At 68.4% G+C, this 23,742-nt stretch carries 16 protein-coding genes; 11 read left to right on the top strand and 5 right to left on the bottom strand.

The genetic code is table 11. The features are described from left to right. Nucleotides 1–171: 171 nt before the first annotated feature. The 4 genes from P7A99_RS03760 (at nucleotide 172) to P7A99_RS03745 (ending at nucleotide 6,884) form a co-directional block, all read left to right on the top strand. Nucleotides 172–645 (top strand): RNA polymerase sigma factor, encoded by a 474-nt coding sequence (locus P7A99_RS03760; RefSeq protein ID WP_277792602.1) that lies wholly within the window; start codon nucleotides 172–174, stop codon nucleotides 643–645. After that, complete coding sequence (locus tag P7A99_RS03755) at nucleotides 639–1,589, top strand: FecR family protein (protein ID WP_277792601.1); 951 nt, start codon at nucleotides 639–641, stop codon at nucleotides 1,587–1,589. Before P7A99_RS03760 ends, P7A99_RS03755 begins: the two co-directional genes overlap by 7 nt. A 105-nt stretch (nucleotides 1,590–1,694) precedes the next feature. After that, entirely contained in the window at nucleotides 1,695–4,808 is a 3,114-nt protein-coding gene (locus tag P7A99_RS03750) for a TonB-dependent receptor (RefSeq protein WP_277792600.1), read from the top strand. A gap of 54 nt (nucleotides 4,809–4,862) precedes the next feature. After that, nucleotides 4,863–6,884 (top strand): S9 family peptidase, encoded by a 2,022-nt coding sequence (locus P7A99_RS03745; RefSeq protein WP_277792599.1) that lies wholly within the window; start codon nucleotides 4,863–4,865, stop codon nucleotides 6,882–6,884. Nucleotides 6,885–6,899: 15 nt separating this feature from the next. Here P7A99_RS03745 and P7A99_RS03740 read toward each other — a convergent pair whose 3' ends face one another. From P7A99_RS03740 to rhaT, 4 genes are all read right to left on the bottom strand, one after another. Further along, nucleotides 6,900–7,082, bottom strand: coding sequence for a hypothetical protein (locus P7A99_RS03740; protein WP_277792598.1), 183 nt, complete (start codon nucleotides 7,080–7,082; stop codon nucleotides 6,900–6,902). A 45-nt stretch (nucleotides 7,083–7,127) separates the two neighbouring features. Next, nucleotides 7,128–7,358 (bottom strand): DUF5961 family protein, encoded by a 231-nt coding sequence (locus P7A99_RS03735; protein WP_277792597.1) that lies wholly within the window; start codon nucleotides 7,356–7,358, stop codon nucleotides 7,128–7,130. A gap of 93 nt (nucleotides 7,359–7,451) precedes the next feature. Continuing rightward, a complete protein-coding gene (locus P7A99_RS03730) occupies nucleotides 7,452–8,963 on the bottom strand; it encodes a DHA2 family efflux MFS transporter permease subunit (protein ID WP_277792596.1) in 1,512 nt (503 codons plus the stop codon). A gap of 167 nt (nucleotides 8,964–9,130) precedes the next feature. After that, entirely contained in the window at nucleotides 9,131–10,198 is a 1,068-nt protein-coding gene (rhaT, locus tag P7A99_RS03725; RefSeq protein ID WP_277792595.1) for an L-rhamnose/proton symporter RhaT, read from the bottom strand. A 269-nt stretch (nucleotides 10,199–10,467) separates the two neighbouring features. On the opposite strand from rhaT, the gene P7A99_RS03720 reads away from it, so the two are divergent. Then, a complete protein-coding gene (locus P7A99_RS03720; RefSeq protein ID WP_277792594.1) occupies nucleotides 10,468–13,260 on the top strand; it encodes a TonB-dependent receptor in 2,793 nt (930 codons plus the stop codon). A 12-nt stretch (nucleotides 13,261–13,272) separates the two neighbouring features. Here P7A99_RS03720 and P7A99_RS03715 read toward each other — a convergent pair whose 3' ends face one another. Beyond that, the gene (locus tag P7A99_RS03715; protein ID WP_277792593.1) at nucleotides 13,273–14,169 is read right to left on the bottom strand and encodes a LysR substrate-binding domain-containing protein; all 897 of its coding nucleotides are present in this window, start codon (nucleotides 14,167–14,169) and stop codon (nucleotides 13,273–13,275) included. 96 nt (nucleotides 14,170–14,265) lie between these two features. Here P7A99_RS03715 and ilvD point away from each other — a divergent pair, with 96 nt between their 5' ends. From ilvD to P7A99_RS03685, 6 genes are all read left to right on the top strand, one after another. Further along, nucleotides 14,266–16,122, top strand: coding sequence for a dihydroxy-acid dehydratase (gene ilvD, locus P7A99_RS03710; protein WP_277792592.1), 1,857 nt, complete (start codon nucleotides 14,266–14,268; stop codon nucleotides 16,120–16,122). A 146-nt stretch (nucleotides 16,123–16,268) separates the two neighbouring features. Next, nucleotides 16,269–17,585, top strand: a complete 1,317-nt coding sequence (locus P7A99_RS03705; protein WP_277792591.1) for an O-acetylhomoserine aminocarboxypropyltransferase/cysteine synthase family protein — start codon at nucleotides 16,269–16,271, stop codon at nucleotides 17,583–17,585. Between the two features lie 209 nt (nucleotides 17,586–17,794). Further along, complete coding sequence (locus P7A99_RS03700; RefSeq protein WP_277792590.1) at nucleotides 17,795–18,706, top strand: aldo/keto reductase; 912 nt, start codon at nucleotides 17,795–17,797, stop codon at nucleotides 18,704–18,706. A gap of 263 nt (nucleotides 18,707–18,969) precedes the next feature. Next, nucleotides 18,970–19,515 (top strand): RNA polymerase sigma factor, encoded by a 546-nt coding sequence (locus tag P7A99_RS03695; protein ID WP_277792589.1) that lies wholly within the window; start codon nucleotides 18,970–18,972, stop codon nucleotides 19,513–19,515. A gap of 58 nt (nucleotides 19,516–19,573) precedes the next feature. Further along, nucleotides 19,574–20,545, top strand: coding sequence for a FecR family protein (locus tag P7A99_RS03690; RefSeq protein ID WP_277792588.1), 972 nt, complete (start codon nucleotides 19,574–19,576; stop codon nucleotides 20,543–20,545). Between the two features lie 139 nt (nucleotides 20,546–20,684). Continuing rightward, nucleotides 20,685–23,660 (top strand): TonB-dependent receptor, encoded by a 2,976-nt coding sequence (locus P7A99_RS03685; RefSeq protein WP_277792587.1) that lies wholly within the window; start codon nucleotides 20,685–20,687, stop codon nucleotides 23,658–23,660. Nucleotides 23,661–23,742 lie beyond the last annotated feature (82 nt).

Below are 23,742 nucleotides of genomic sequence, written 5' to 3'. Positions count from 1 at the left end.
TTCATCTGGAGTTGCGCCGGCCTCTGCGCCTTGTTGTGGCGAGGCTATTTCGGCGCCTGCGCGACGGGCAGTTGACGCGCGGAGCGTCCGCTTGCAGAGCTAGGCCGTTGACGGCACGGCGCGACGGACCAGAAGAAGCGCGCCTCCGAGGGCGGGCAGAGGCGAGCGGCTTTGAAGGACGAGGGGTGGCGCGGGCTTGTGCGCCGGATCACGCGGATCACCCGTGATCCCGCGGGCGCCGAGGATGTCGTGCAGTCGGCGATGGTGCGCATGCTGGAGTATCGGCGGGGCAACACGCTTGCCAATCCGGAAGGCTTCGTGGCGCGCGCCGCGGTCAACCTGGCCATCGACGAACGACGCCAGCGCGCACGCCGCCCTGAGGACGCACTGGATTTCGTCGAGGACGTTCTTGCCGACACCGGGCCGCTGCAGGACGAGGTATTGCGGGCGCGGGAGCGCCTGGCGCGCCTCAAGCTCGGCTTGGCGCGTCTCAGCCCGCGCACCCGCGAAGTCTTTTTGCTTCACCGGCTGGAAGGGCTGAAGTATCGGGAGATCGCCGAACGCCTGGGCATCACGGTCAGTGCGGTGGAGAAGCACGTGGCCAAGGCGGCCCTCTTCCTGACGAAATGGACCGAGACGTGGTGAAGCCGGAGCGCGATCTAGAAGCCGTTCGCCGGCAAGCGGCCGACTGGCTGGCGCGCCTGCGCAGCGATTCTCGCACGCAGGGCGACGAAGCCGGCTTCAAGGCCTGGCTGGATCGCTCCGAGCACCATCGCACGACCTTCGACGCCCTGACCTCGACCTGGGAATTGGCCGGAGCCCTACGCCACGATTCGCAGATCGCGATCGCCGCGAAACCCAAGCCGCCGGCGCCCCTGGCTCGCCGCGCTGTGCTGGCCGGTGTCGGCGTCTCGGCGATCGGCCTGGGCTGGCTGGCCTTCGCGCCGGAGGTCTACGCCACCGGCGTGGGCGAGACGCGGACCCTGCATCTGGACGACGGCTCGTCGGTGCTGCTCGACGCCGACAGCCGGCTCAGCGTGCGCATCGACGGCCGCCAGCGCCGGGCCGGGCTCGACAAGGGCAGGGCCTTCTTCCGCGCCGCGCGCGACCCGGCCCGTCCGTTCGTGGTGGCCGCCGACGGCCGCGAGATCATCGGCGAGGGCGGCGACGCGTTCGGCGTTTCGGTGCTGTCGCAGACGGTGTCGGTGGTCGCCGTCGAGGGGCAGGTGCTGGTGATGACGCCGGGCCAGCCTTCGGGGCGCATCACCGCCTCGGCCGGACAGCGGGTGCTCGCAACGGGGCAGGGGCCCGCCCGCCGCGAGACCGCCGACGTGCAGTCGGCCACGGCCTGGCGGTTCGGCCAGGCGGTCTTCGACGACCAGACGCTGGTCGAGGCCCTGGCCGAGATGAACCGCTATAGCCGCCGGCGCATCGAATTGTCGGACCCGGCGCTCGAAAGCCTGCGGATCAGCGGCGTGTACAAGGCCGGCGATAACGAGGCTTTCGCCCGCTCGGTGGCGACCCTGCTCGACCTTGATGTCCGCGCCAGCGGCGGCGGCCTGCTGATAGAGCCCCGCGGCGGGGCATGAACCGGTCGCCAAGACCGCTCGAAAAAAGTTGCTGAGGAAAAATCGACCTCCGTCGTCAGGCCTCTGAAGCCCGAGAGCGTCGGGCCGAGAGGGGACTGGAATTTCATGACGATGGGGAAAGACGGCCGCCTGCGCCGCATGCTGGCCGGATCGGCCGCCGTGGGCGTGCTGCTGACGGCCGGGGCGGCTTTCGGTCAGGCCGTGACCGTGGACGTGCAGGCGCAGTCGCTGGACAAGGCGCTGCGGGAACTGGGCAAGGAGACGGGCGCCAACATCCTGTTCTCGCCCAAGACCGTCTCGGGCCGCCGTTCGGCCGCCGTGGTCGGCAAGTACACCCCGCTGGAAGCGGCTCGCCGCATGGCCGGTTCGGCCGGCCTGGAAGTGGTCGAGGACGGCGCCGGCGCCCTGATCGTCCGCGCGCCGGGCGCAGCCCCCGCCGCCACCCTGCAGCCGGCCTCGTTCCAGGCTGTAGATCAAAGCCCTTCTGTCGAGGTTGAAGAGGTCGTGGTGACCGGCTCGCGCCTGCGTCGCACCACCTTCGACAGCCCGTCGCCCGTCGTCGAGATCGAGCGCGAGGACCTGCTGGAAAGCGGCTACGTCGACATCGCCGAAGCGCTGACCGACATGCCGGGCGTCGACATCGGCGTGAACCTGTCGACCAGCCAATCGGCCGTCCAGGACAACGGCCTGTCGACCGTCAGCCTGCGGGGCCTGGGCCAGAACCGCACCCTGACTCTGATCGACGGCCACCGCACGGTGTCCAACGCAGGCAACATGAATGCGGTGAGCCTCAGCTCCATCCCGCAGTTCTTCGTCGACCGCGTCGAGATCAGCACTGGCGGCGCCTCGGCGGTCTACGGCTCGGACGCGATCTCGGGCGTCGTCAACATCATCACGACCTCCAAGATGGACGGCGTGAAGGCCCGCGTCGTGGCCGGCGCCACCGACGACGGCGGCGGCAGCAGCACCGAGTATTCGATCGCGGCCGGCAAGCGGTTCCTGGACGACAAGCTGTTCGTCATGGCCGGCGGCACCTTCGAGAAGCAGGACGCTCTCAACGCGACCGACCGCAAGTGGGCGCTTCAGTCGGTGGTCTATGATCCCGACACCAACACGGTCTCGGGTCCGGACCTGTCGACCTACACGCCCGGCGGTCGCTTCCGCACCAACGCCTTCTACTATGACGAAGGCGGCCTGAAGCAGAACTTCGTCACCGCGGTGAACGGCTACGAGACCCGCACCAACGGCACCCTGATCACCCCGGCCAAGCGTTCGTCCGGCGCGCTGAAGATCGCCTATGACGTGACGCCCGACCTGAAGATCTGGGCCCAGTTCCAGGCCTCGCGCGTGACCACCAATTCGGTGCGCGAGCCCTACGGCCTCTACAATTCGACGACCTACGGCGTGAATGACGAGTTCACGATCGGCAACATCTCGCGGTCCAACCCGTTCGTGCCCGCCGCGATCTATTCGGCGGCGACCACCACGATCAACTTCCGTCGCCGGATGACCGAGGTCGGCGAGCTCGAGATCTACAACCGCCGCACCACTCTGCGCGGCTGGGCCGGCGCCGAGGGCAAGGCGTTCGGTGACTGGGACTGGGGCCTGACCTACGGCTACGGCGAGTACGATGGCTATCAGGTCCGCCGCAACGGCCTGAACATGGCCAACGTCAAGAACGCGCTGAACGCCGAACGCACCTCGGCCGGCGTGGTCCAGTGCAAGGACGCCGCGGCCCGCGCCGACGGCTGCGTAGCCCTGAACCTGTTCGGGGTCGGGTCGATCACGCCGGAGATGGCGAACTACATCCGGGCCAACGTCTGGTATCGGCCGCAGAACCGCCAGGACACCGTCGAGGGTCACATGACCGGCGAGCTGTTCCAGCTGCCGGCCGGTCCGGTCCAGACCGCGTTCGGCTTCGAGCTGCGTCGTGACAAGACCCGCACCACCACCGACGAGCTGACCCAGAACGGCCTTACCAACTTCGCCTACATCCCCGAATACAGCGGTGTGGTGAAGACCAAGGAAGCCTTCGTCGAGGCCTCGGCGCCGCTGGTGAAGGACCTGCCGTTCGTTCACCGCCTGGAAATCGACGGCGCCGTGCGCGTCGCCGACTACAACCTGCAGAACGTCGGCACGACGCTGAGCTATCGCGCCGGCGTGCAGTGGGCGCCGGTCAAGAGCCTGCGCTTCCGCACGGCCTGGAGCCGGGCCCAGCGCGCGCCCGACACCACCGAGCTCTATTCGCCGCCGCGCGACGACTTCGACTCGATCGTCGACATCTGCTCGGGCGTTCGGGCCAACAGCTCGGGCACGGTGGCGCAAAACTGCCGCGCCAATCCGGGCATAGCGGCGGCCATCGCGGCCAACGGCGTGTTCACCTCGGAGGTCACCAGCGTCAACGCGCCTAACGGCGGCAATGTCGACCTGAAGGAAGAGACCGCCGACACCCTGACGGTGGGCTTCGTGCTGCAGCCGACGTTCCTGCGCGGCTTCGACCTCAGCCTCGACTACTACGACATCAAGATCTCGGACGCGATCTCGTCGCTGTCGAACGCTCAACTGATGGCCGAGTGCTACGGCTCGACCGGCGGCACGGACAACCGCTTCTGCAACGTCATCACCCGTGACGCCGAGGGGCAGATCACCCGCATCCTGAACCTCGAGGAGAACCTGGACGACCTGCGCGCCAGCGGCGTCGACGTGGCCGCGCGCTATCGCTTCGACCTCGACCGCTGGAACGTGCCCGGCGACTTCACCTTCCGGGCCAACTACAGCCGCCGCCTGAAGCTGGAAACGCGCTACCAGGGCATCGACGGCACGATCCTCAACGATGACCTGGGCGAAGTCGGCTCTTCCGAGCACGAGGGCAAGGCCAGCCTCGCCTGGCGCAACAGCCACTGGAACCTCCAGTGGACGGCGACCTACATCGGTAAGGCCGTGGACGACAACGACCTGGCCGCCGCCTATGCCGAAGCGGGCCTGGGCACGCCACTGTTCTCCAACGTCGCCGCCTTCTGGCGCCACGACCTGTCGGTGCGGTTCTCGCCCGATCCGAAGAACAAGGACCTGCGCGTGTTCGGCACCGTGCGGAACGTGTTCGACAATGAAGGTCCGTTCCTGCCCAGCGGCACGGAATCGGGCAACGACTACAACTACAGCGCCGTCTACGGCGTCACCGGCCGGTCCTTCACCCTGGGCCTGCAACTGGCGTTCTGACGCCCATCGCCGGCGCCCTTCGGGCGCCGGCGATCTCTTCTTCCGGAGCTTCCCATGACCCTTTCCCGCCTGGCGGCCCTCGCCGTCGGTGGCCTGCTCGCGCTCGCCGCGTCGCCGGCCTGGTCCGCGCCGCGCGTCATGACCGCCGTTGATCTGGTGGGTCTGGAGAAGCTCTCCGATCCCCTGGTCTCGCCCGACGGCCGGTTCGTGCTCTATTCGGTCGGGCGCGTCGACTGGAAAGCCAATGTGGTCCAGAGCGATCTGTGGCGCGTCGGTCTCGACGGCTCTGATCCCCGCCGCATGGTCGAGGGGCCCGCCGCGGGCGCCGCCTGGGCCCCCGACGGCAAGCGTTTCGCCTTTGTCGCCAAGCGCGACGGCGACGCCTCGCGCCAGATCTACGTCTCGCCGATCGACGGCGGCGAGCCCAGGCGCCTGGGCAAGGTCCGCACCAGCCCGTCCTCTCTGCGCTGGTCGCCGGACGGCTCGGCGATCTACTTCCTGGCCGCCGCGCCCGACGGCAAGCCGCTGGCCAAGCGCAAGCGCGAGAAGGACGACATGCTGTCGTTCGAGACCCCGCAGGGGCGCGGCCGGCTGTGGCGGATCAGCCTGGCCGACGGCAAGGCCGAGCCGGTGATCGAAGGCGAGTTCGAGGTCGAGGCCTTCGACCTGTCGGCCGACGGCAAGACCATCCTCTATCGCCGCGCGCCGTCCGACCTGCTGGACGACAATCCCAAGTCAGAGCTTTGGCTCAAGGAAGGGAAGGGGCCTGATCGCCGCCTGACCGACAATGACTTCCAGGAAAGCACGCCGCGCCTGTCGCCGGACGGCCGCTCGCTGCTGTTCCTGGCCACTGCGGAGAACGGTCGCTACGGCACGGTCAACCCCAACCTCTTCGTGGCGCCGGTCGCCGGCGGCGCGCCGCGCGAGCTGGCCCACGGCCTGCCTTACGAGATCGAGGATGCGATCTGGTCGGCCGACGGCCGCGAGATCTACATCACGGCCACCACCGGCGTGCGCCGCGAACTCTTCGCCGTCGACGTCAAAAGCGAGGTCGTGCGCCCCTTGGCCCGGGGAGACCACGCCGCCGGCGACGTCACCCTGACCCGGGACGGCAAGGCCATGGTGTTCTTCAAGGCCTCGGCGACCTCGCCGGGCGAGGTGTTCAAGCTCGATCCGGCCCGCCCGGCGCCGGTGCAGGTGACCCACCTGAACGACGACATCGCGCAGCGCTTCCGCCTGCCGCGCCAGGAGGCGATCCAGTGGACCGCGCCCGACGGCCAGGCGCTGGAAGGCCTCGTCACCTATCCGCTCGATTACCAGCCGGGGCGTCGCTACCCGCTGATCGTGCAAAGCCACGGCGGGCCGCGCTCGTCCGACGTCTTCAACATCTTCGCCTATGGCCGCTTCAATCCGCTGCTGGCGGCCAAGGGCGTGATGACGCTAAGCGTCAACTATCGGGGCGGCACCGGCTATGGCGACGCGTTCCTGCAGGGCATGAACGCCGGCTATTTCCGCCACGCCGACAAGGACGTGCTGTCGGGCGTCGACACCCTGATCGCCAAGGGCATGGCGGATCCCGACCGGCTGGGCGTGATGGGCTGGAGCGCCGGCGGCCATATGACCAACCGCCTGATCACCGTCACCGACCGCTTCAAGGCTGCGTCCTCGGGCGCTGGCGCGGTCGACTGGCCGTCGATGTACCTGACGTCGGACACCCGCTGGCAGCGCAGCGAGTGGTTCGTGACCCCGCCCTACGGCTCCGAGGCCCGCCGCGATCTCTATGTCGACAACTCCCCGCTCAGCCAGCTCGACAAGGTCAGGACACCGACCCTGATCCTGGCCGGCGCCGAGGACGAGCGCGTGCCCTGGACCCAGTCGGTGATGCTGCATCGGGCGCTGAAGGCGCTGGGCGTCGAGACCGAGCTCTACCTGGCCCCGCGCGAGCCGCATAACTTCCGCGAGCTGCGTCACCGCCTGTTCCAGGTGAACGTCCAGATGGACTGGTTCAGCAAGCGTGTGCTCGGCCAGGACTACGACTGGAGCCAAGCTCCCGACTCCAAGGACGAGACCGACTGACGGGCTACTGACAGGCTACTGGCGCAGCGGCGTATCGTAGGGGCGTGGGTCGCCCGGATCGAGCGGCGGCGGCTCGGGCGGATCTTCGAAGGGGACGACGGGATCGTCGATCTCCGGCGGCGGACCGTCAGGCGGAATCTCGAGCGGAGGCCTGCCCGGCGTGGGATCGGGGTGTGGCGGTGCGATCGGGTCGGTCATGAACATTTCCATGACCGTCTAACGCGCCAACTCGCGGCGCAGGTTCTATTGGCAGGCCGAGGTTTCGCCGCTTTCGAAGTCGACGCGGAAGCAGTGCTCGACGCCGGTCTCGACGTCGCGGACCACGATCGAGGCCTGGCCGTAGGAATCCACCTCCGGGCGCCAGGTCTCCATGAAGGCGAGGGCGGCGGCTTCGAACGTCTCGGCGTCGACGCCGTGGGCATGGTCGCAGCTGTCGTGCAGCGCATGGACGCGGAAGGTACGGGTCTCGAACATGGCGTTTCCTCCGAACATCCAACGCATGGCGAGCGCGGAGGATTCAACGCTCTTCCGCGCGCCGCGTCCAGACGCCGCCTGCCAGGCCTGCGATTAGTCGTCGTCCCGGCGTCGGCCGCTCAGGTCGGCGCCGGCGTCAGGCGCGAACCGCCGGTTCCAGATCGTCGCTGAGGCCGAGATCGCAGTGACGATCAGGAAGGCCAGGGTGAAGTCGGCCAGCCTGGGCGTGGCGTGGTCGCCCGCCAGCATGCCGACATGCAGCGCCAGGGCCCCGGCGCACACGCCCAGCGACAGCATCAGCTGCTGAAAGGTGGCGTAGAAGCTGGTCGCCGCGCTCATCCGCTCGGGCGGGATCTCGTCATAGGCGATGGTGTTGTAGGCGGTGAACTGGAACGACATGCAGAACCCGCTGATCATCAGGGTCAGGAAGATCAGCCAGGTCGGCCAGCCGGGCCTGAACAGGCCGCAGACGGCGTAACCGGCGCTGGCCGCCAGGCCGCCGACGATCATGCTGTTGCGGAAGCCGAACCGGCGCAGGATGCGCGGCGCAAGGCTCTTCATCGCCAGCGAGCCGATGGCCCCGGCGATGGTGATCGTGCCGCTGGCCGCTGCGGTCATGCCAAAGCCCAGCTGCAGCATCAGCGGCAGCAGAAAGGGCTGGGCGCCCTGGGTGATGCGGGTCAGAGAACCGCCGATCACCGACAATCTGAACGACGGCACGGCCATCAGCGACAGGTCAAGGATCGGGTCGGCGCGGCGCCGGGCGTGGCGCAGGTAGAGGCCGCCCGCGACCAGGCCCACGGCGATCAGCGCCAGGGCCATGGGCAGCTCGCCGTCGCGGCTGGTCATCTCGAAGCCGAACAGCAGGCAGCCCAGCGACACGCCCGACAGCAGGAAGCCGACCGGATCGGCGCGCACCGGCGCCTCGCCGCGCACCTCGTCGATGAACAGGGTGACCAGCACGATCCCCAGCACCCCGATCGGGATGTTCAGGTAGAAGATCCAGCGCCAGTCCAGGTAGGTGACGATGAAGCCGCCGATCGGCGGTCCCAGGATCGGGCCGATCAGCGCCGGGATGATCAGCCACGACATCGCCGAAACCATGTCCTGCTTAGCTACCGAGCGCAGCAGCACCAGTCGTCCGATCGGGATCATCATCGCTCCGCCCACGCCTTGCAGGAAGCGGGCGAAGATCAGGAAGGGCAGGTTGGTCGCCTGGCCGCACAGCACCGAACCGCCGACGAAGACGGCGATGGCCAGGCGGAACACGGTCTTGGAGCCGAAGCGGTCGGCCAGGCGTCCGCTGGCGGGAATGAAGATCGCAAGGGCCAGCAGATAGGCGGTCAGGGCGGAGCTCAGACTGGTGGCCGGCACGCCGAAGTCGCGGGCCATGGTCGGCAGGGCCGTGGCCAGCACCGTGGCGTCCATCTGCTCCATAAACAGGGCGCAGGCGATGATCACGGCGACCAGGCGGTAGGGCGGCCGCTTGACCAGCTCCTGCTCGGGCGGGCCGGGCATCCGGGTTACGCCGTCGGCGGCGGGCAGGATGCCGTCGCGGACCTCGGAATTGATCGAGGCCAGGCCGCGGCGCCTCAACCTCGTCACGCGCCCGGCTCCTGACGTGAAGTCGTGGGCGTTGCGGAGGGGAGGGACAAGCTTACGGGCACGGGCGGTCCTGAGCGGTCGATCGGGCGCGCGCAAATTCGTGCGTAACGGCAAGCCCGGTCAAGGCGTCAGACGGCGCCGGGCGACGTCGGGCGAGGCGAGGGGGCTTACGCCCCCAGCATGTTGCCATAGCCGATCACCACGGTGGCGCCGACCAGCAGGGCCACGCCGGCCCAGACCATGTTGCGCACGGCGGGGCGGGCGTCCTTCCACTCCTTGAAGGCGAAGCCCCACAGGGTGCCGAAGATGATGATGCTGGCCATGTGCAGGGTCCAGCTGGAGAAGCCGAACTTGCCCATCTGGCTCTCGCCCATGGTGTAGAAGAAGAACTGGAAGTACCAGGCCACGCCCGCCAGGGCGCTGAGCAGGTAGTTGGCCAGCAGGGGCGGCTTGTCGGCGGCTTCCTTGCCGCTCGACGCGCGGCCGATCCACTGGCCGGCGCTGCGGTTCTTGACGATCAGGAAGGCGCACCAGACGCCGTTGGTGATCAGGCCGCCGAACATCACCAGGCACAGCACCGGCAGGCCGGTCCACAGCGGGCCGGTGCCGGCGGCTGCCGAGATGTCCTTGATCGGCTCGCCCGCGGCCAGGCCGAAGGCGAAGCAGGCGCTCATGACGCCTGAGAAGATCGCCACGGCCAGGCCCTTCTTGAAGTCGAACTCGGCGACGGCCGCGCGCTTTTCCTCGGGCGACAGGTCGCCGTCCTTCTTGGCGCCGGCCCAGGCCACCACGACGATGCCGGCCACGGTCATCAGGAGGCCCAGCAGGATGATCCGGCCTGAAGTCGAGCTCAGCAGGGCGTCGGCGAAGGTTCCGCGCGCCAGCGGCGGGATCAGAGTGCCGAACACGGTGCACAGGCCCAGCACCACGGCCATGCCCAAGGACAAACCCAGATAGCGCATGGTCAGGCCATAGGTCAGGCCGCCGAAACCCCACAGCACGCCGAACAGGATGCACAGGCCGGCGATGTGCGGGGGAACCTGGCCCATCACACCCAGCAGGTCGCGAGTCTGGAGAGAGGCGAAGAACCACGGCGCGAAGAGCCAGGAGAACACGCCCCCGGTCAGCCAATAGATCTCCCACGACCAGCGCCGCACGCCGCGGAAGGGCACATAGAAGCTGGCCGAGGCCAGGCCGCCCAGCCAATGGAAGAAAACGCCCAAAAGCGGATTCATCGGCGTCAACTCCCATATATCAGAACGATTTTCTAATTATTGGGATCATCGCGATCGGTCGCGGCTTTGTCAACGAACCGGGGCGAGCGTCGCCGCAAGGACACGGTGGCGGGCATTTCTTGCATGAAACACTGTGTGGCGCTCGACATGCGCACATTTTCGCGGTTATCGTCCCGATTATAGGGAATTAATCCCATAATATGAAAATTGTCGACCTTGGCGTCATCCGATGGCCCTGAGCAACGACAAGTCGCAACTGGAGAGGAAACATGAAGACCACCATCAGCGCCCACCTGCGCTCCAGCGCCTCGCGCCTCGCTGTCGCGGCCGTCCTGCTTTCGGCCCCCGCCATCGCCCATGCCCAGGCCGCGCCCGCCGCCGGCCAGACCGTCGAGCCCGACGCCGTCGAGGAGATCGTCGTCACGGGCATCCGCGCCTCGCTGCGCAGCGCCATGGACGTCAAGCGCAACTCCTTGCAGGTGGTCGACAGCATTTCCGCCGAAGACATCGGCGACTTCCCCGACAAGAACCTCTCCGAAGCCCTGCAACGGGTGACCGGCGTGCAGATCAGCCGCCAGGACGGCGAAGGCCGCGGCGTCAGCATCCGCGGCGCCGATCCCAGCCTCAACCGCGTCGAGATCAACGGCTCTTCGGCCCTGTCCCTGACCGTCGGCGGCGGCGACCGCGCGGTCGACTTCCGCGACATCCCCGTCGAATTCGTCTCGCGCCTGGACGTGGTCAAGTCGCCGACGGCCGACATGGCCGAAGGCGGCATCGGCGGCACCGTGCGGGTCATCACCCGCCGTCCGTTCGACAGCAAGAAGCCCTTCGTCGCCGGCTCGGTGCAGGGCGTCTATTCGAACCTCGCCAAGGAGTACGACCCCAAGTTCGCCCTGATCGGCAGCCGCACCTTCTTCAACGACACCCTGGGCGTCCTGCTGTCGGGCACCTGGGAGAACCGCCACCTCAACAGTAACAACGCCCGCACCACCGGCTGGATTCGTCGGGCCGCCACGGCCACCGGCGCCGGCGCGACCCCGGGGCGCAGCACCGACGTCAATGGCGACGGCACGCTGGACTGGATCCCCGAGATCCCGCGCTTGATCATCGACCGCCGCGAGACCGAGCGCAAAGCGCTGAGCAGCGTGGTCGAATGGCGTCCGAACGACGACTTCAAGGCCTATTTCGACGCCACCTACGCCACCGCCAAGGAAGAGGTGAACAGCTCCTTCCTGCAACTGGGGGCCTCGGGCGGCCTGATCGACTACAGCAAGACCACGCTGGGCGCCGACAACACGGTCAACCACATCGAGCTGACCAGCAGCGCGGCCTTCCCGATGGACCTGGCCTATCGCAACATCCTGGGCGATCTTGAGCGCACCCAGTACACCACGGCCCTGGGCGGTGAGTGGAAGGTCGGGCAGTGGGTCTTCGACGCCCGTCTCGACTACTCGAACGCCGAGGTCCAGAACAACGAGATCAACTCGACCGCCACGGTGTTCGGCGTGCCGCGCGCCGTCGTCGACTACACCGGCGGCCAGCGCGCCCCGAACTTCTCGTTCCCGGGCCTGGACGTCACCACCGGCCAGGGCGTCAACCGCATCGACGCGCTGTTCAATCCGCGGAACAACACCTCGGAAGAGACGGCCCAGCAGTTCAACATCACCTACAAGCCGAACATCGCCTGGCTGACCTCGATCAAGGCCGGCATCCAGGGCCGTCAGTTCGAGACCGACCAGATCCTCTACCAGCGCACCACGCGTCTGACCTGCCGCGGCGACACCAGCAGCGGCGCGATCATCGCCGTGGCCGCCCCGTGCTCGACCCTCGAGACGATCGTCAACACCAACTCGGTGGTCAACAGCATCCCGTTCTTTAAGACCGGCGACCTGGGCTATTCGGGCGGCATCCGCCAGTGGAACGACAACACCATGGCCACCTATGCCGCCACCCTGGCGACGGCGGGCCTGGTCAACGACGTCTACGCGGTCAATCCGAACGCCAACACCGCCCAGACCGCGGGCGGTCCTGGCAGCTTCCAGGCCTTCCTCGACACCTGGTCGGTGGAGGAGAAGACCAAGAGCGGCTACGTCCAGGCCAATTTCGACTTCCAGGACCTTCCGGTCCGCGTCAGTGGCTCGCTCGGCGTGCGCGTCGTCGACACCCAGACCACCTCGACCGGTTACAACCGGGTGCAGAGCGGCAGCGCGGTGAACTTCGTGCAGGCCTCGCAGGACGGCGGCTACACCAAGACCCTGCCGTCGCTGAACCTGCGGTTCGAGTTCATTCCCGGCAAGCTGATCGGCCGCGCCACCGCCAGCAAGGTGATGGCCCGCGCCGCCCCGGCCCAGCTGGCCCTGCGCCGCAGCATCGACGTCGTCGGCCTGACCGGCTCGCGCGGCAACCCCGACCTGCAACCGTTCGAGGCCACCGCCTACGACGCTGGTCTGGAATGGTACTTCGCCCGCGAGAGCTTCATTTCGGCGACCTACTTCCGCAAGGAGATCTCGTCGTTCATCATCAACCAGGCCTCGGCCGAGGTGATCGACGGCACGACCTACAACATCACTCGTCCGGTCAACGGCACGGACGCCGTGACGATCAACGGCCTGGAAATCGGCGGCCAGTACGCCTTCGACTTCCTGCCCAAGCCGTTCGACGGCTTCGGGGTCCTGGCCAACTACACCTATCAGAAGGACGAGGGCTTCAAGGGCACGAACCTGCTGACCGGCGAGATCCTGCCGTTCCCGGGCCTGTCGCGTAAGAGCTACAACGTCTCGCTCTACTACGAGAACGACAAGTTCAGCGCCCGCGCCTCGTACAACTGGCGCGACCAGTGGCTGATCACGGCCGCTGGCCGCGGCAGCCTGCCGGAGTTCAACGAGGCCTACGGTTCGCTGGACGCCTCGGCCAGCTACAACATCAACGACAACTTCACGGTCTTCCTCGAGGGCGTGAACCTGACCGACGAAGTGCGGATCGAGAACAACAACGCCGTCCGCCGCATCGGCAACGAGACCTTCGGCTCGCGCGTCTTCTTCGGCGTCCGCGCGAAGTTCTAAGAGACTAAGGGGTCAGCCCGGCTCGGTCAGCTTCAGGAAGTTGGCCAGGGTCGGGCTGATCTCGCCCTTGCGCCAGGCCAGGCCCGTCTCCAGCTCGGGGGCGGTTCCGGCCAGCGGCACATAGGTGACGCCCGTGCGCGCCAGGTTGCGCAGCGAGGCGGGGACGAGCGCCACGCCCAGGCCGCTCGACACCAGGCTGATGATCGTCTGCATCTGGATGGCTTCCTGGGCGATGCGCGCTTCGCCGCCCAGCGCGCGATAGTGGCCGGTGACCAGGTCGTGGAAGTTGGGCGCCACATGCTTTGGAAACAGGATCAGCGGCGAGGCCAGCAGTTCCTGCGCCGACAGCACCGCGTCGCTGGCGATGCGCCCCTCGTCGATCCAGGCGCTGGGCACGGCCGCCACCAGCGGTTCGCGCAGCAGCCGACGATAGGCGAGGGCGGCGGGCAGGGGCTGGTCGGTCGGGGGAATGACGATGCCCGCATGCCGCTCGCCCTCGACCAGGGCCGGCAACTGCACGTCGCTGGTGGCCTCGAACAGCCGGATCTCCACCTCGGGATAGGCCTGCGAGTAGCGCCGCACCAGCGACGGCAGCACGCTGTAGTCGGCGGTGCTGACGAACGACAGGGCCAGATAGCCGCTCTGGCCGTCGCGCATCCGTTGCGCCGTGGCGGGCAGGGCGTCCAGCGCCGCCAGGGCTTCTAGAACCTGCGGCAGCCACTGCTCGCCCAGCGCCGTCAGCCGCACGTTGCGCTTGGTGCGCACGAACAGCGCCGCCCCCAGTTCCTTCTCCAGCGCCATGATCGACTGGCTGAGCGGCGGCTGGGTCATGCGCAGCCGCTCGGCGGCCCGACCGAAGTGCAGGGTCTCGGCCACGGCGGCGAAATGGCGGAACTGCCGGACGTCCATTTGATATCTCGTGCGACCTAATGATCGTCTTTTAATATATTTTGCTCGCGTGGTCAGCGGCGGTAATAACCCCACAGCCGACACTGAGATTTTCCCATGCCTCCCTATCGCTCACGCACCTCCACCCATGGCCGCAACATGGCCGGCGCCCGCGGCCTGTGGCGCGCCACCGGCATGAAGGACAGCGACTTCGGCAAGCCGATCATCGCTGTCGCGAATAGTTTCACCCAGTTCGTCCCGGGTCACGTGCACCTGAAGGACCTGGGCCAACTGGTCGCCCGCGAGATCGAGGCCGCCGGCGGCGTGGCCAAGGAATTCAACACCATCGCCGTCGATGACGGCATCGCCATGGGCCATGGCGGCATGCTGTATTCGCTGCCCAGCCGCGAACTGATCGCCGACGCGGTCGAGTACATGGTCAACGCCCACTGCGCCGACGCGATCGTCTGCATCTCCAACTGCGACAAGATCACGCCCGGCATGCTGATGGCCGCCATGCGTCTCAACATCCCGGTGGTGTTCGTCTCGGGCGGTCCGATGGAGGCCGGCAAGGTGCAGATCAAGGGCGCGATCCGCTCGCTCGATCTGGTCGACGCCATGGTCGTCGCCGCCGACGACAAGTACACCGACGAAGAGGTCGAGGCGATCGAGAAGGCCGCGTGCCCGACCTGCGGCTCGTGCTCGGGGATGTTCACCGCCAACTCGATGAACTGCCTGACCGAAGCGCTCGGCCTGTCGCTGCCCGGCAACGGCTCGGTCCTGGCCACCCACGCCGACCGCGAGGCCCTGTTCAAGGAAGCCGGCCGCCTGATCGTCGACCTGTGCCAGCGCTGGTACGAGCAGGAGGACGCCACGGCCCTGCCGCGCGGCATCGCCACCCGCGAGGCGTTCGAGAACGCCATGAGCCTCGATATCGCCATGGGCGGCTCGACCAACACCGTGCTGCACCTCCTGGCCGCCGCCAGCGAGGGCGGCGTCGAGTTCTCGATGGCCGACATCGACCGCCTGTCGCGCCGCGTGCCCTGCCTGTCGAAGGTCGCGCCCGCCAAGGCCGACGTGCACATGGAAGACGTCCACCGCGCCGGCGGCGTGCCCGCCATCCTGGGCGAGCTGGAGAAGGGCGGCCTGATCGACGCCAGCCAGCCCACCGTCCACGCCGCCACCATGGCCGAGTCCCTGGCCCGCTGGGACATCGGCCGCACCAACAGCGGCACGGCCCAGGAGTTCTTCCGCGCCGCCCCGGGCGGCAAGCCGACCCAGGTCGCCTTCAGCCAGGCCGCCCGTTGGGAGGAACTGGACCTGGATCGCGAGAAGGGCGTCATCCGCTCGGTCGAGCACCCGTTCTCCAAGGACGGCGGCCTGGCGGTGCTGTTCGGCAACCTCGCGCCGGAAGGCTGCATCGTGAAGACGGCCGGGGTCGACGAGTCGATCCTGACCTTCCGTGGCACGGCCCGCGTGTTCGAAAGCCAGGAAGACGCCGTCAGCGGCATCCTGGGCGGCAAGGTCACGGCCGGCGAGGTCGTGGTCATCCGCTACGAAGGTCCCAAGGGCGGCCCGGGCATGCAGGAGATGCTGTACCCGACCACCTATCTGAAATCGAAGGGCCTGGGCGCGGCCTGCGCCCTGATCACCGACGGCCGTTTCTCGGGCGGCACGTCCGGCCTGTCGATCGGCCACGTCTCGCCCGAAGCCGGCGAGGGCGGCCTGATCGCCCTGGTCGAGACCGGCGACAGCATCCTGATCGATATCCCGGGCCGCGGCATCAACCTGGAAGTCTCCGACGCGGTGCTGGCCCAGCGCCACGCCGCCCAGCTGGCGCGCGGCAAGGACGCCTGGAAGCCCAAGGATCGCAAGCGCGAGGTTTCGCCCGCCCTGCGCGCCTATGCGGCCATGACCACCAACGCCGCTCGCGGCGCGGTGCGCGACGTCTCCCAGGTCGAGCGCCAGAACTAGGAACTGAAAGCGGCCGGGCTCCAGGGTCCGGCCGCGCAATCCTGGGGTGAGTTTTTCTGCCCGCGCGGCGAGAATATCGGTCGTGCGGAGGAGGGCGGGACGGGTCAGGTTTTCGACATCGACGTAAAAAGCTTCAGGAGAAGCCGATGTCCGACCGCAAGCTGCATCCCGAGACCCTGGCCCTGCACGCCGGCTGGCGGGCTGATCCGACCACGGGGGCCGTGGCGCCGCCCATCTACCAGACCACGTCCTACCAGTTCCAAAGCGCCGAGCACGCGGCCGACCTCTTCGCCCTGCGCCAGCTGGGCAACATCTACACCCGCATCGGCAACCTCACGATCGACATCCTGGAGCAGCGCCTGGCTGCGCTGGAGGGCGGGGCCGCGGCCCTGGCCGTGGCCTCGGGGCAGGCGGCCTCGGCCTTCGCCATCCAGAACCTGGCTCGGGCCGGCGACAACATCGTCAGCTCCACCGACCTCTACGGCGGCACCTGGAACCTGTTCGCCAACACCCTGCGCGACCAGGGGATCGAGGTCCGCTTCGTCGATCCGGAAGACCCACAGGCCTTCGCCCGCGCCACCGACGAGCGTACGCGCGCCTATTACGCCGAGACCCTGCCCAATCCGAAGCTGACCGTCTTCCCGATCGCCGAGGTGGCCGCCATCGGCCGCGCCCATGGGATCCCGCTGATCGTCGACAACACCGCCGCGCCCCTGCTGGCCCGGCCGCTGGAGCATGGTGCGGCGATCGTCGTCTATTCGACCACCAAGTACATCGGAGGCCACGGCACCTCGATCGGCGGCGTCATCATCGACGGCGGCAATTTCAACTGGGAGGCCCATCCCGACCGCCAGCCGTCGCTCAACACGCCCGACCCCAGCTATCACGGCGCGGTCTGGGCGCAGGCGGCCAAGCCGCTCGGCCCCATCGCCTACATCCTGCGGGCCCGCACGGTGCTGCTGCGCGACCTGGGCGCGGCCCTGTCGCCGTTCAACGCCTTCCAGATCCTGCAGGGGCTGGAGACCCTGCCGCTGCGCATCGCCCGCCATTCGCAGAACGCGCAAGCCGTGGTCGACTTTCTGGCGGGGCGCCCGGAGGTGATCCAGGTGATCTATCCCACCGCCCAGGACGGCCTGCGCCGCGAGCGGGCCGATCGCTATCTCTCGGGCGGCTACGGCGGTCTCGTGGGCTTCGAGCTGGCTGGCGGACGCAAGACCGGCAAGCGGTTCATCGACGCGCTCAAGCTGTTCTACCACGTGGCCAATATCGGCGACGCCCGCAGCCTGGCCATCCATCCGGCCTCGACCACACACTCCCAGCTCAGCGCCGAGGACCAGGCCGCCACCGGTGTCTCCGAGGGCTATGTGCGCCTGTCGATCGGCCTGGAGCATATCGACGACATCCTTGCCGACCTAGACCAGGCCCTGGTCGCTTCGGCAGGTCTGCGCGTCGCAGCCGAATGATCAAAAAGCCCGCTAAGCCAGTGGCTTGGCGGGATTTTCTCAACCGGAATTCCGCCCGGCCGCCCGCATAGCCGCCCGAAAAGCGCTCACGGAGCCCGCCGGGGCGGCCAGCGCGGTGTTCTCAAGGAGGATATTGCCGCCGGTGAAGCTTGCGCGAGACCCGCCCCGTCGGTCATGTCGGCGTCCCGATCAGCCGTGAGTGCGTTTCCATGCTCGACGACCGCAAGCCCCACGAAGACCGCCCGCTCGGCAAGAGCGGCCTGGTCGTATCGCCGCTGGCCTGGGGCATGTGGCGCTTCAAGGGCGAATCCGTCGCCGACGCCCGCCATCTGGTCGAGACCGCGCTGGAGAGCGGCATCACCCTGCTCGACACCGCCGACATCTACGGCGCCGACACGCCCTACGGCTTCGGCTCGGCCGAGGTGTTGCTGGGCAAGGTGCTGCACGACGCCCCGCACCTGCGCGAGAAGTTCGTCCTGGCCTCCAAGGGCGGCATCATCCTGGGCGTGCCCTACAACTCCAGCGCCGACTATCTGGTCACCGCCTGCGAGGCCTCGCTGCAGCGCCTGGGCGTCGAGAAGATCGACCTCTACCAGATCCACCGCCCCGACGTGCTGGCCCATCCGGCCGAGGTCGCCGCGGCGCTGGTCAAGCTGCGCGAGCAGGGCAAGATCGACGCCGTGGGCGTCTCCAACTACCTGCCCAGCCAGGTCGCGGCCTTGCAGGCGCACCTGCCGTTCCCGCTGGCCAGCATCCAGCCGGAGTTCTCGCCCCTGGCCATCGAGCCGCTGTCGGACGGCGTGCTCGACCAGGCGTTCGAACGCGACATGGCCGTGCTGGCCTGGTCGCCCCTCGGTGGCGGCCGCCTGACGGGCGAGGGGATCGACGATCGCGGCCGGGCGGTGATCGACGCACTCGACGCCGTGGCCCGTCCGCAGCACGTCGACCGCGCCGCCGTCGCCCTGGCCTGGATCATGGCCCACCCGTCGCGGCCGATCCCGATCGTCGGCTCCCAGACGCCCGAGCGCATCAAGGCCGCAGCCGACGCCCTGCACGTCCACATGACCCGCGCCCAGTGGTACGCCATCCTGACCGCCAGCCGAGGGGTTCCGCTGCCTTAAGGTCGGATCGACATTCATATGCTTGGGCCAATTTCTCCGTGCTTCCCCGCGAAGGCGGGGATCCAAGCCGAGGCTGGAGTGATCCACGGCCGAGCCGCGTTCTGAAAATCAGCTTGGGTCCCCGCCTTCGCGGGGATCAGCGGATTTGGGGATGCCTGTCCGGCGAATGTCGGTCGTTCCCGCGCGGTCGCCTTTGACGGGCGGCGACGGGATCGCTAGATCATGGCGCGGTAATGAGAATCGTTCTCATTCGGGGTGGCGTGATGCGATCTGGCCAGAGGGGAACGGCTTCCGACCTGACCGGCCTGCTGGAAGCCCACTACGAGGACCTCCGCCGCTTCGCCGCCCGCAAGGCCCGCTCGGCCAGCCTGGCCGACGACGTCATGCAGGACGCCTGGCTGAAGCTGTCGGACCTCGCCCGCGCGCCGGGCTTCGACGGCGCGGCGGTGCGCAATCCGCTCAGCTACCTGCGGCGGATCATCGCCAACCTCGTGGTCGACCGCCAGCGCCAGGCGGCGGCCCAGGCCAGACGGATCTCGCCGGGCGAGTTGCCGCTCGAAGCGAGCAGCGACGCGCCTTCGGCCTTCCAGGTGCTGGCCGGCCGCCAGGAGATCGCCATCGTCCAGGCCGCCATCGCCGAATTGCCCGACAAGTGCCGGCAGGTGATCCTGCTCTATCGCGGCCACGACCTGACCATGCAGCAGGTCGCCGACCGCCTGGGGATCTCGCCGCGCACGGTCGAGAACCACCTGGCCAGGGCCATGAGCCATTGCCGTCGCCGGCTGAAGGAAGCGCGCGGCGATGGATGAGACTAGGGGAAGCGCGGGCGCCGGTTCGTCCTGTCCTTCGGGAGGACCAAAAGCCCACATGAGCGACAAGGACAAAAGCACGGGCGGGGACGAGGCGCTGTTCGACGCGGCGGCGCGCCGTTCGCTGCGCCTGCGCGACGGCGCCGACCCGGCCGAGCACGCCGCCTGGCTGGCCGCTGGGCCGGAACGCGCCGAGGCGATGGCCGAGGCCGACCACATTCTTTCGCTCATCGGCGCGGCCACGGCGACCCAGGCCGATGCGGCGTTCCAGCCGCGCCGCCGCCGCGCCGCCGCCGCTGTCGCCAGCCCGCGTCGGCGGACCTGGAAGATCCCGGCGGCCGTGGCGGCGTGCCTGGTGCTGGCGCTCGGCACGGGCGTCGCCCTCAAGACTCTCGCGCCCGCCAATCCGAACCATCTGGTCGCCGAGGTCGGCGAGGTGCGCCGGCAGGTGCTGGCTGACGGCAGCGCGGTAACGCTGAACACCGGCGCCGTGCTCGACGTCCGTTACGGACCCGAAGGCCGCCGCGTGCGCCTGGTGAAGGGCGAAGCCTTCTTCGACGTGGTCCACGATCCCTCGCGGCCGTTCGTGGTCGAGAGCCGCGCCGGCAGCGCCCGGGTGCTGGGCACGGCCTTCGACGTGCGCTTGCAGGGCGACCGCGCCAAGGTCAGCGTACTGCGCGGCGCGGTTCGGGTCGCGCCGGCGCACGGCGAGGGGGCGGCGGTGCTGCGGGCCGGGCAGGGCGCCTGGCTCGACGATGCGGCGCCCAAGGCCCTGGCGCTGGAGGATCCGGCCGCGGTCGACGCCTGGCGGCAGGGACGCCTTGTCGTCTATCACCGGCCGCTGTCCGAAGTGGTCGACGAGATCAGCCGCTACCGCCGCGGCAAGGTCTTGGTGCGCGGCCAGGCCCTGGCCGCCCGGCCGGTCTCGGGCGTGTTCGACGTCGCCAGGCCCGACGCCGCCATCGACGCCCTGGCCGCCTCGCTGGACCTTCGTACGGCCCGCCTGGGCGGTATCGTGCTGCTCTACTGACCGCCGCATAACGTCTTCGCAAAAAAATCTCCGAGGTCGCTAGGGGATCTCGCCGCCGGGTTTCGTCTCACCATCATAAGATGCAATTGAGTGTCGCTCGCAACAGTGGGCGATCCACGAGACGAGACCGACCGAAGACATGACGACGCCCGTTACCCGCCCCGGCCTGCTGCCCCGTATCCGCCGGCTGTCGTTGTGCCTGGCCCTGGCCTCGGCCAGCCCGCTGGCCTTGGCCGCGCTTCCCGCCGCCGCCCAGAAAGCCTCGGCCTACACGGTCGACATCCCCGCCCAGCCGCTGCCCCAGGCGCTGAGCCAGTTCTCGCTGCAGACCAAGGTCCAGATCGTCTACGCCGTCGAGGCGCCTTACGGTCGCCGCGCGCCCGCCGTGCGCGGCCGTTTCAGCCAGGGCGAGATCCTGTCGCGCCTGCTGGCCGGCAGCGGCGTCAACTGGCGCGAGGTGCGTCCCGGCGTCGTCACCCTGGAAGCCGCGCCCAGCGCCAAGGGCGCGGTGGTCACCGACGCCCTGCGGGTCGAGGGCGCTGCTGGCGGCGGCGAGACGCTCAGCGCCCGCGACGCTCTCGGCTATGACGGGGTCTACGACCTCGACGGCGCCTCCACCTATGCCGGCAAGAGCGAGGTCGAGCGCTACAAGGGCGTCAGCCCGGCCGACGTGCTCAAGGGCATGGTCGGGGTGTTCAGCGGCGACGCCCGCAACAGCGGCGCGCTGGATCCCAGCGTCCGCGGTGTCGAAGGCCCCGGCCGGGTGCCGGTGATCATCGACGGCGGCGAGCAGGCCCTGACCGTCTGGCGCGGCTACAACGGCGCCAACAACCGCAGCTACATCGACCCCAGCCTGGTCGGCGGGGTGCAAGTGCTGAAAGGTCCGTCCCTGACGGCCGGCGTGCACACCTCGGTCGGCGGGGCGGTGGTGATCGACACCCTGGCGCCGCGCGACATCCTGCGCGAGGGCGAGACCTACGGCGCCGAGGTCCGCATCGAGGGCGGCAACAATTCCACCAAGCCGCGCCTGCCGACCCTGTTGACGGGCCAGGACTACCGCAATGTTCCGGGCTTTCCCGGCTCGACCGGAACCACGGGCTTTCCGGGCAGCCCCTACAACGATCCCTATGTGCAGGTGACGCCGCGCACCTCGTCCGACAACGACACCCTGTCGCTTGGCGACCGCGCCGCGCGGCTGGCCATCGCGGGCCGCAGCGACGACTTCGAGTGGCTGGCCGCCTACGCCTGGCGCGAGCGGGGTAACTATTTCGCCGGCGAGAGCGAGGCCGACTACTATCAGCAGACCAATCTGCCGACGCCGTCGGGCCCGCAGGACCTGATCAAGCGCCTGGCGTTCAACTACCAGCCCGGCAACGAGGTCCCCAATACCTCCAGCGAGATGAGTTCGTGGCTGGGCAAGCTGGTCTGGAAGATCAGCGACACCCAGCAGCTGAAATTCGGCGTGCGCGACACCGTCTCGACCTATGGCGAGGTCATGCCCTCGCGGATCATCACCGTGGCCAACAACGGCATGGGCAAGGTGCAGTGGCCGCTCAGCGAGGTCCACGCCACGGCCTGGAACGTCGACTATCGGCTCAAGCCCGGCGGCCGTTGGGTGGACCTGAAGACCTCGCTGTGGCTGACCCGCACCAACAGTCACACCTACAGCGCCGGTGGCTTCCCCAACTGGGCCCAGAACGCCGCCAACCCGATCATCAAGAACACCGCGCTGGCCAACGCCAAGAACGACCGCTACGGCCTTTCGCTCAGCAACAAGATGCGCCTGGCCCCGACCCTCGACCTGGTGATCGCCGGCGACTGGCAGCACGAGAAGCTGACCTCGCCCGACGTCTGGGGCGGCACGTTCGACGGCTGGCGCCAGTATCCCCGGGCCGGCCGGCGCGAGGAATACAACGTCCACGCCAACCTTGAATGGCGGCCTGTCAGCGAACTGACCGTCACGGCCGGGGCGCGTTATTCGCACTACTGGGCGTTCGACGACTTCCTGGCCGAGCAACTGGCCAAGGGCGTGGTGTTCACCAACTATGTCTTCACCGACGCCACGGTGACCTATCGCGCTCTGGTCAACGGTCGTACCGTCACCACCCGCATTCCCTGGGAGCGTGACAGCACCGGCAAGCTGACCCGCGCCACCAACTCCTGCGTCAACGGCTTCCTCAACACCGTGGCCGGCGCGACGGGCTACTGCATAACCACGGTCAATCAGGCGCCGGTCAACGCCGTCGCCCGAACCCAGCGCGGCGACGGCTGGACGCCGGCGGTTTCGGCGACCTTCAACTTCACGCCCAACGCCCGGGCCTATGTCCGCTACGTCGAGGCCTATCGCTTCCCCAGCCTGTTCGAGAGCACGATCGGCTTCTCGGCCGCGATCGATCCGACCCGGCCGCTGAAGCCCGAGCACGCCCGCACCTGGGAGGCGGCCTATGTCCACGACCTGTCGGCCCTGTTGTCGCTGCCGGAAGGCCAGCGCGCCGACGTCAAGTTGACCTGGTTCCGCAACCGCACCAGCAACGTCATCGAGCGCGGCACGCAGTTGCAGCTGTCCAACATGGAAAAGCAGATCATTGAGGGGCTTGAGCTGCAGGCCCGCTATGACAACGGCCGGCTGTTCGCCGACTTTTCCGCCGCCCACAACTTCAAGAACAAGGTCTGCGACCGCCAGCAGGCGATCCTCAAGGCGCCCACCACCGGCATCGTGCCCGACTGCGTGAACTTCGGCTTCGTCGGCGGCTACCTGCTGACCCAGGCCACGCCGGAGAACTCGGCCAATCTTTCGCTGGGAGCCCGCTTCCTGCAACGGCGGCTCGAGGTGGGCGTGCGTGGCGTCTACTACAGCGGCTACGACAATCCCGAACTCGACCGCTTCGTGGGCGGCTCGGGGCCTCGCGTCGATGGTTGGGCGCTGAACACGCCCTATCTCTGGGACGACATCGTCACGGTCGACGCCTACGCCAACTTCAAGCTCAACGAGAAGGTCCGGTTCGAGCTGGTCGGGACCAATCTCAACGATCGCTACTACACCGATCCCCTGACCCGCACGGCCCAGCCGGCCCCAGGGCGCACGCTGAAGCTCAGCATGACCGCCCGCTACTGATCCCCCAATTCACGGCTTTCGGCGCGTCGGCTCCCTACCGGCGCGGCGGCGGCTGCTGGATGAGCCCGGGCCTCGATCGAGG

It is taken from the genome of Caulobacter endophyticus (assembly GCF_029543245.1).
GTDB lineage: Bacteria > Pseudomonadota > Alphaproteobacteria > Caulobacterales > Caulobacteraceae > Caulobacter > Caulobacter endophyticus_A.
This window is presented reverse-complemented; position numbering and strand designations above follow the sequence as displayed.

What these genes read in the sequence shown, in the direction of transcription:
- P7A99_RS03750 (WP_277792600.1), top strand. Translation starts at nt 1,695, where the DNA reads ATGACGATGGGGAAAGACGGCCGCCTGCGCCGCATGCTGGCCGGATCG.
- P7A99_RS03690 (WP_277792588.1), top strand. Translation starts at nt 19,574, where the DNA reads ATGAGCGACAAGGACAAAAGCACGGGCGGGGACGAGGCGCTGTTCGAC.
- rhaT (WP_277792595.1), bottom strand. Translation starts at nt 10,198, where the DNA reads ATGAATCCGCTTTTGGGCGTTTTCTTCCATTGGCTGGGCGGCCTGGCC.
- P7A99_RS03740 (WP_277792598.1), bottom strand. Translation starts at nt 7,082, where the DNA reads ATGACCGACCCGATCGCACCGCCACACCCCGATCCCACGCCGGGCAGG.
- P7A99_RS03745 (WP_277792599.1), top strand. Translation starts at nt 4,863, where the DNA reads ATGACCCTTTCCCGCCTGGCGGCCCTCGCCGTCGGTGGCCTGCTCGCG.
- P7A99_RS03700 (WP_277792590.1), top strand. Translation starts at nt 17,795, where the DNA reads ATGCTCGACGACCGCAAGCCCCACGAAGACCGCCCGCTCGGCAAGAGC.
- P7A99_RS03720 (WP_277792594.1), top strand. Translation starts at nt 10,468, where the DNA reads ATGAAGACCACCATCAGCGCCCACCTGCGCTCCAGCGCCTCGCGCCTC.
- P7A99_RS03695 (WP_277792589.1), top strand. Translation starts at nt 18,970, where the DNA reads ATGCGATCTGGCCAGAGGGGAACGGCTTCCGACCTGACCGGCCTGCTG.
- P7A99_RS03685 (WP_277792587.1), top strand. Translation starts at nt 20,685, where the DNA reads ATGACGACGCCCGTTACCCGCCCCGGCCTGCTGCCCCGTATCCGCCGG.
- P7A99_RS03715 (WP_277792593.1), bottom strand. Translation starts at nt 14,169, where the DNA reads ATGGACGTCCGGCAGTTCCGCCATTTCGCCGCCGTGGCCGAGACCCTG.
- P7A99_RS03735 (WP_277792597.1), bottom strand. Translation starts at nt 7,358, where the DNA reads ATGTTCGAGACCCGTACCTTCCGCGTCCATGCGCTGCACGACAGCTGC.
- ilvD (WP_277792592.1), top strand. Translation starts at nt 14,266, where the DNA reads ATGCCTCCCTATCGCTCACGCACCTCCACCCATGGCCGCAACATGGCC.
- P7A99_RS03705 (WP_277792591.1), top strand. Translation starts at nt 16,269, where the DNA reads ATGTCCGACCGCAAGCTGCATCCCGAGACCCTGGCCCTGCACGCCGGC.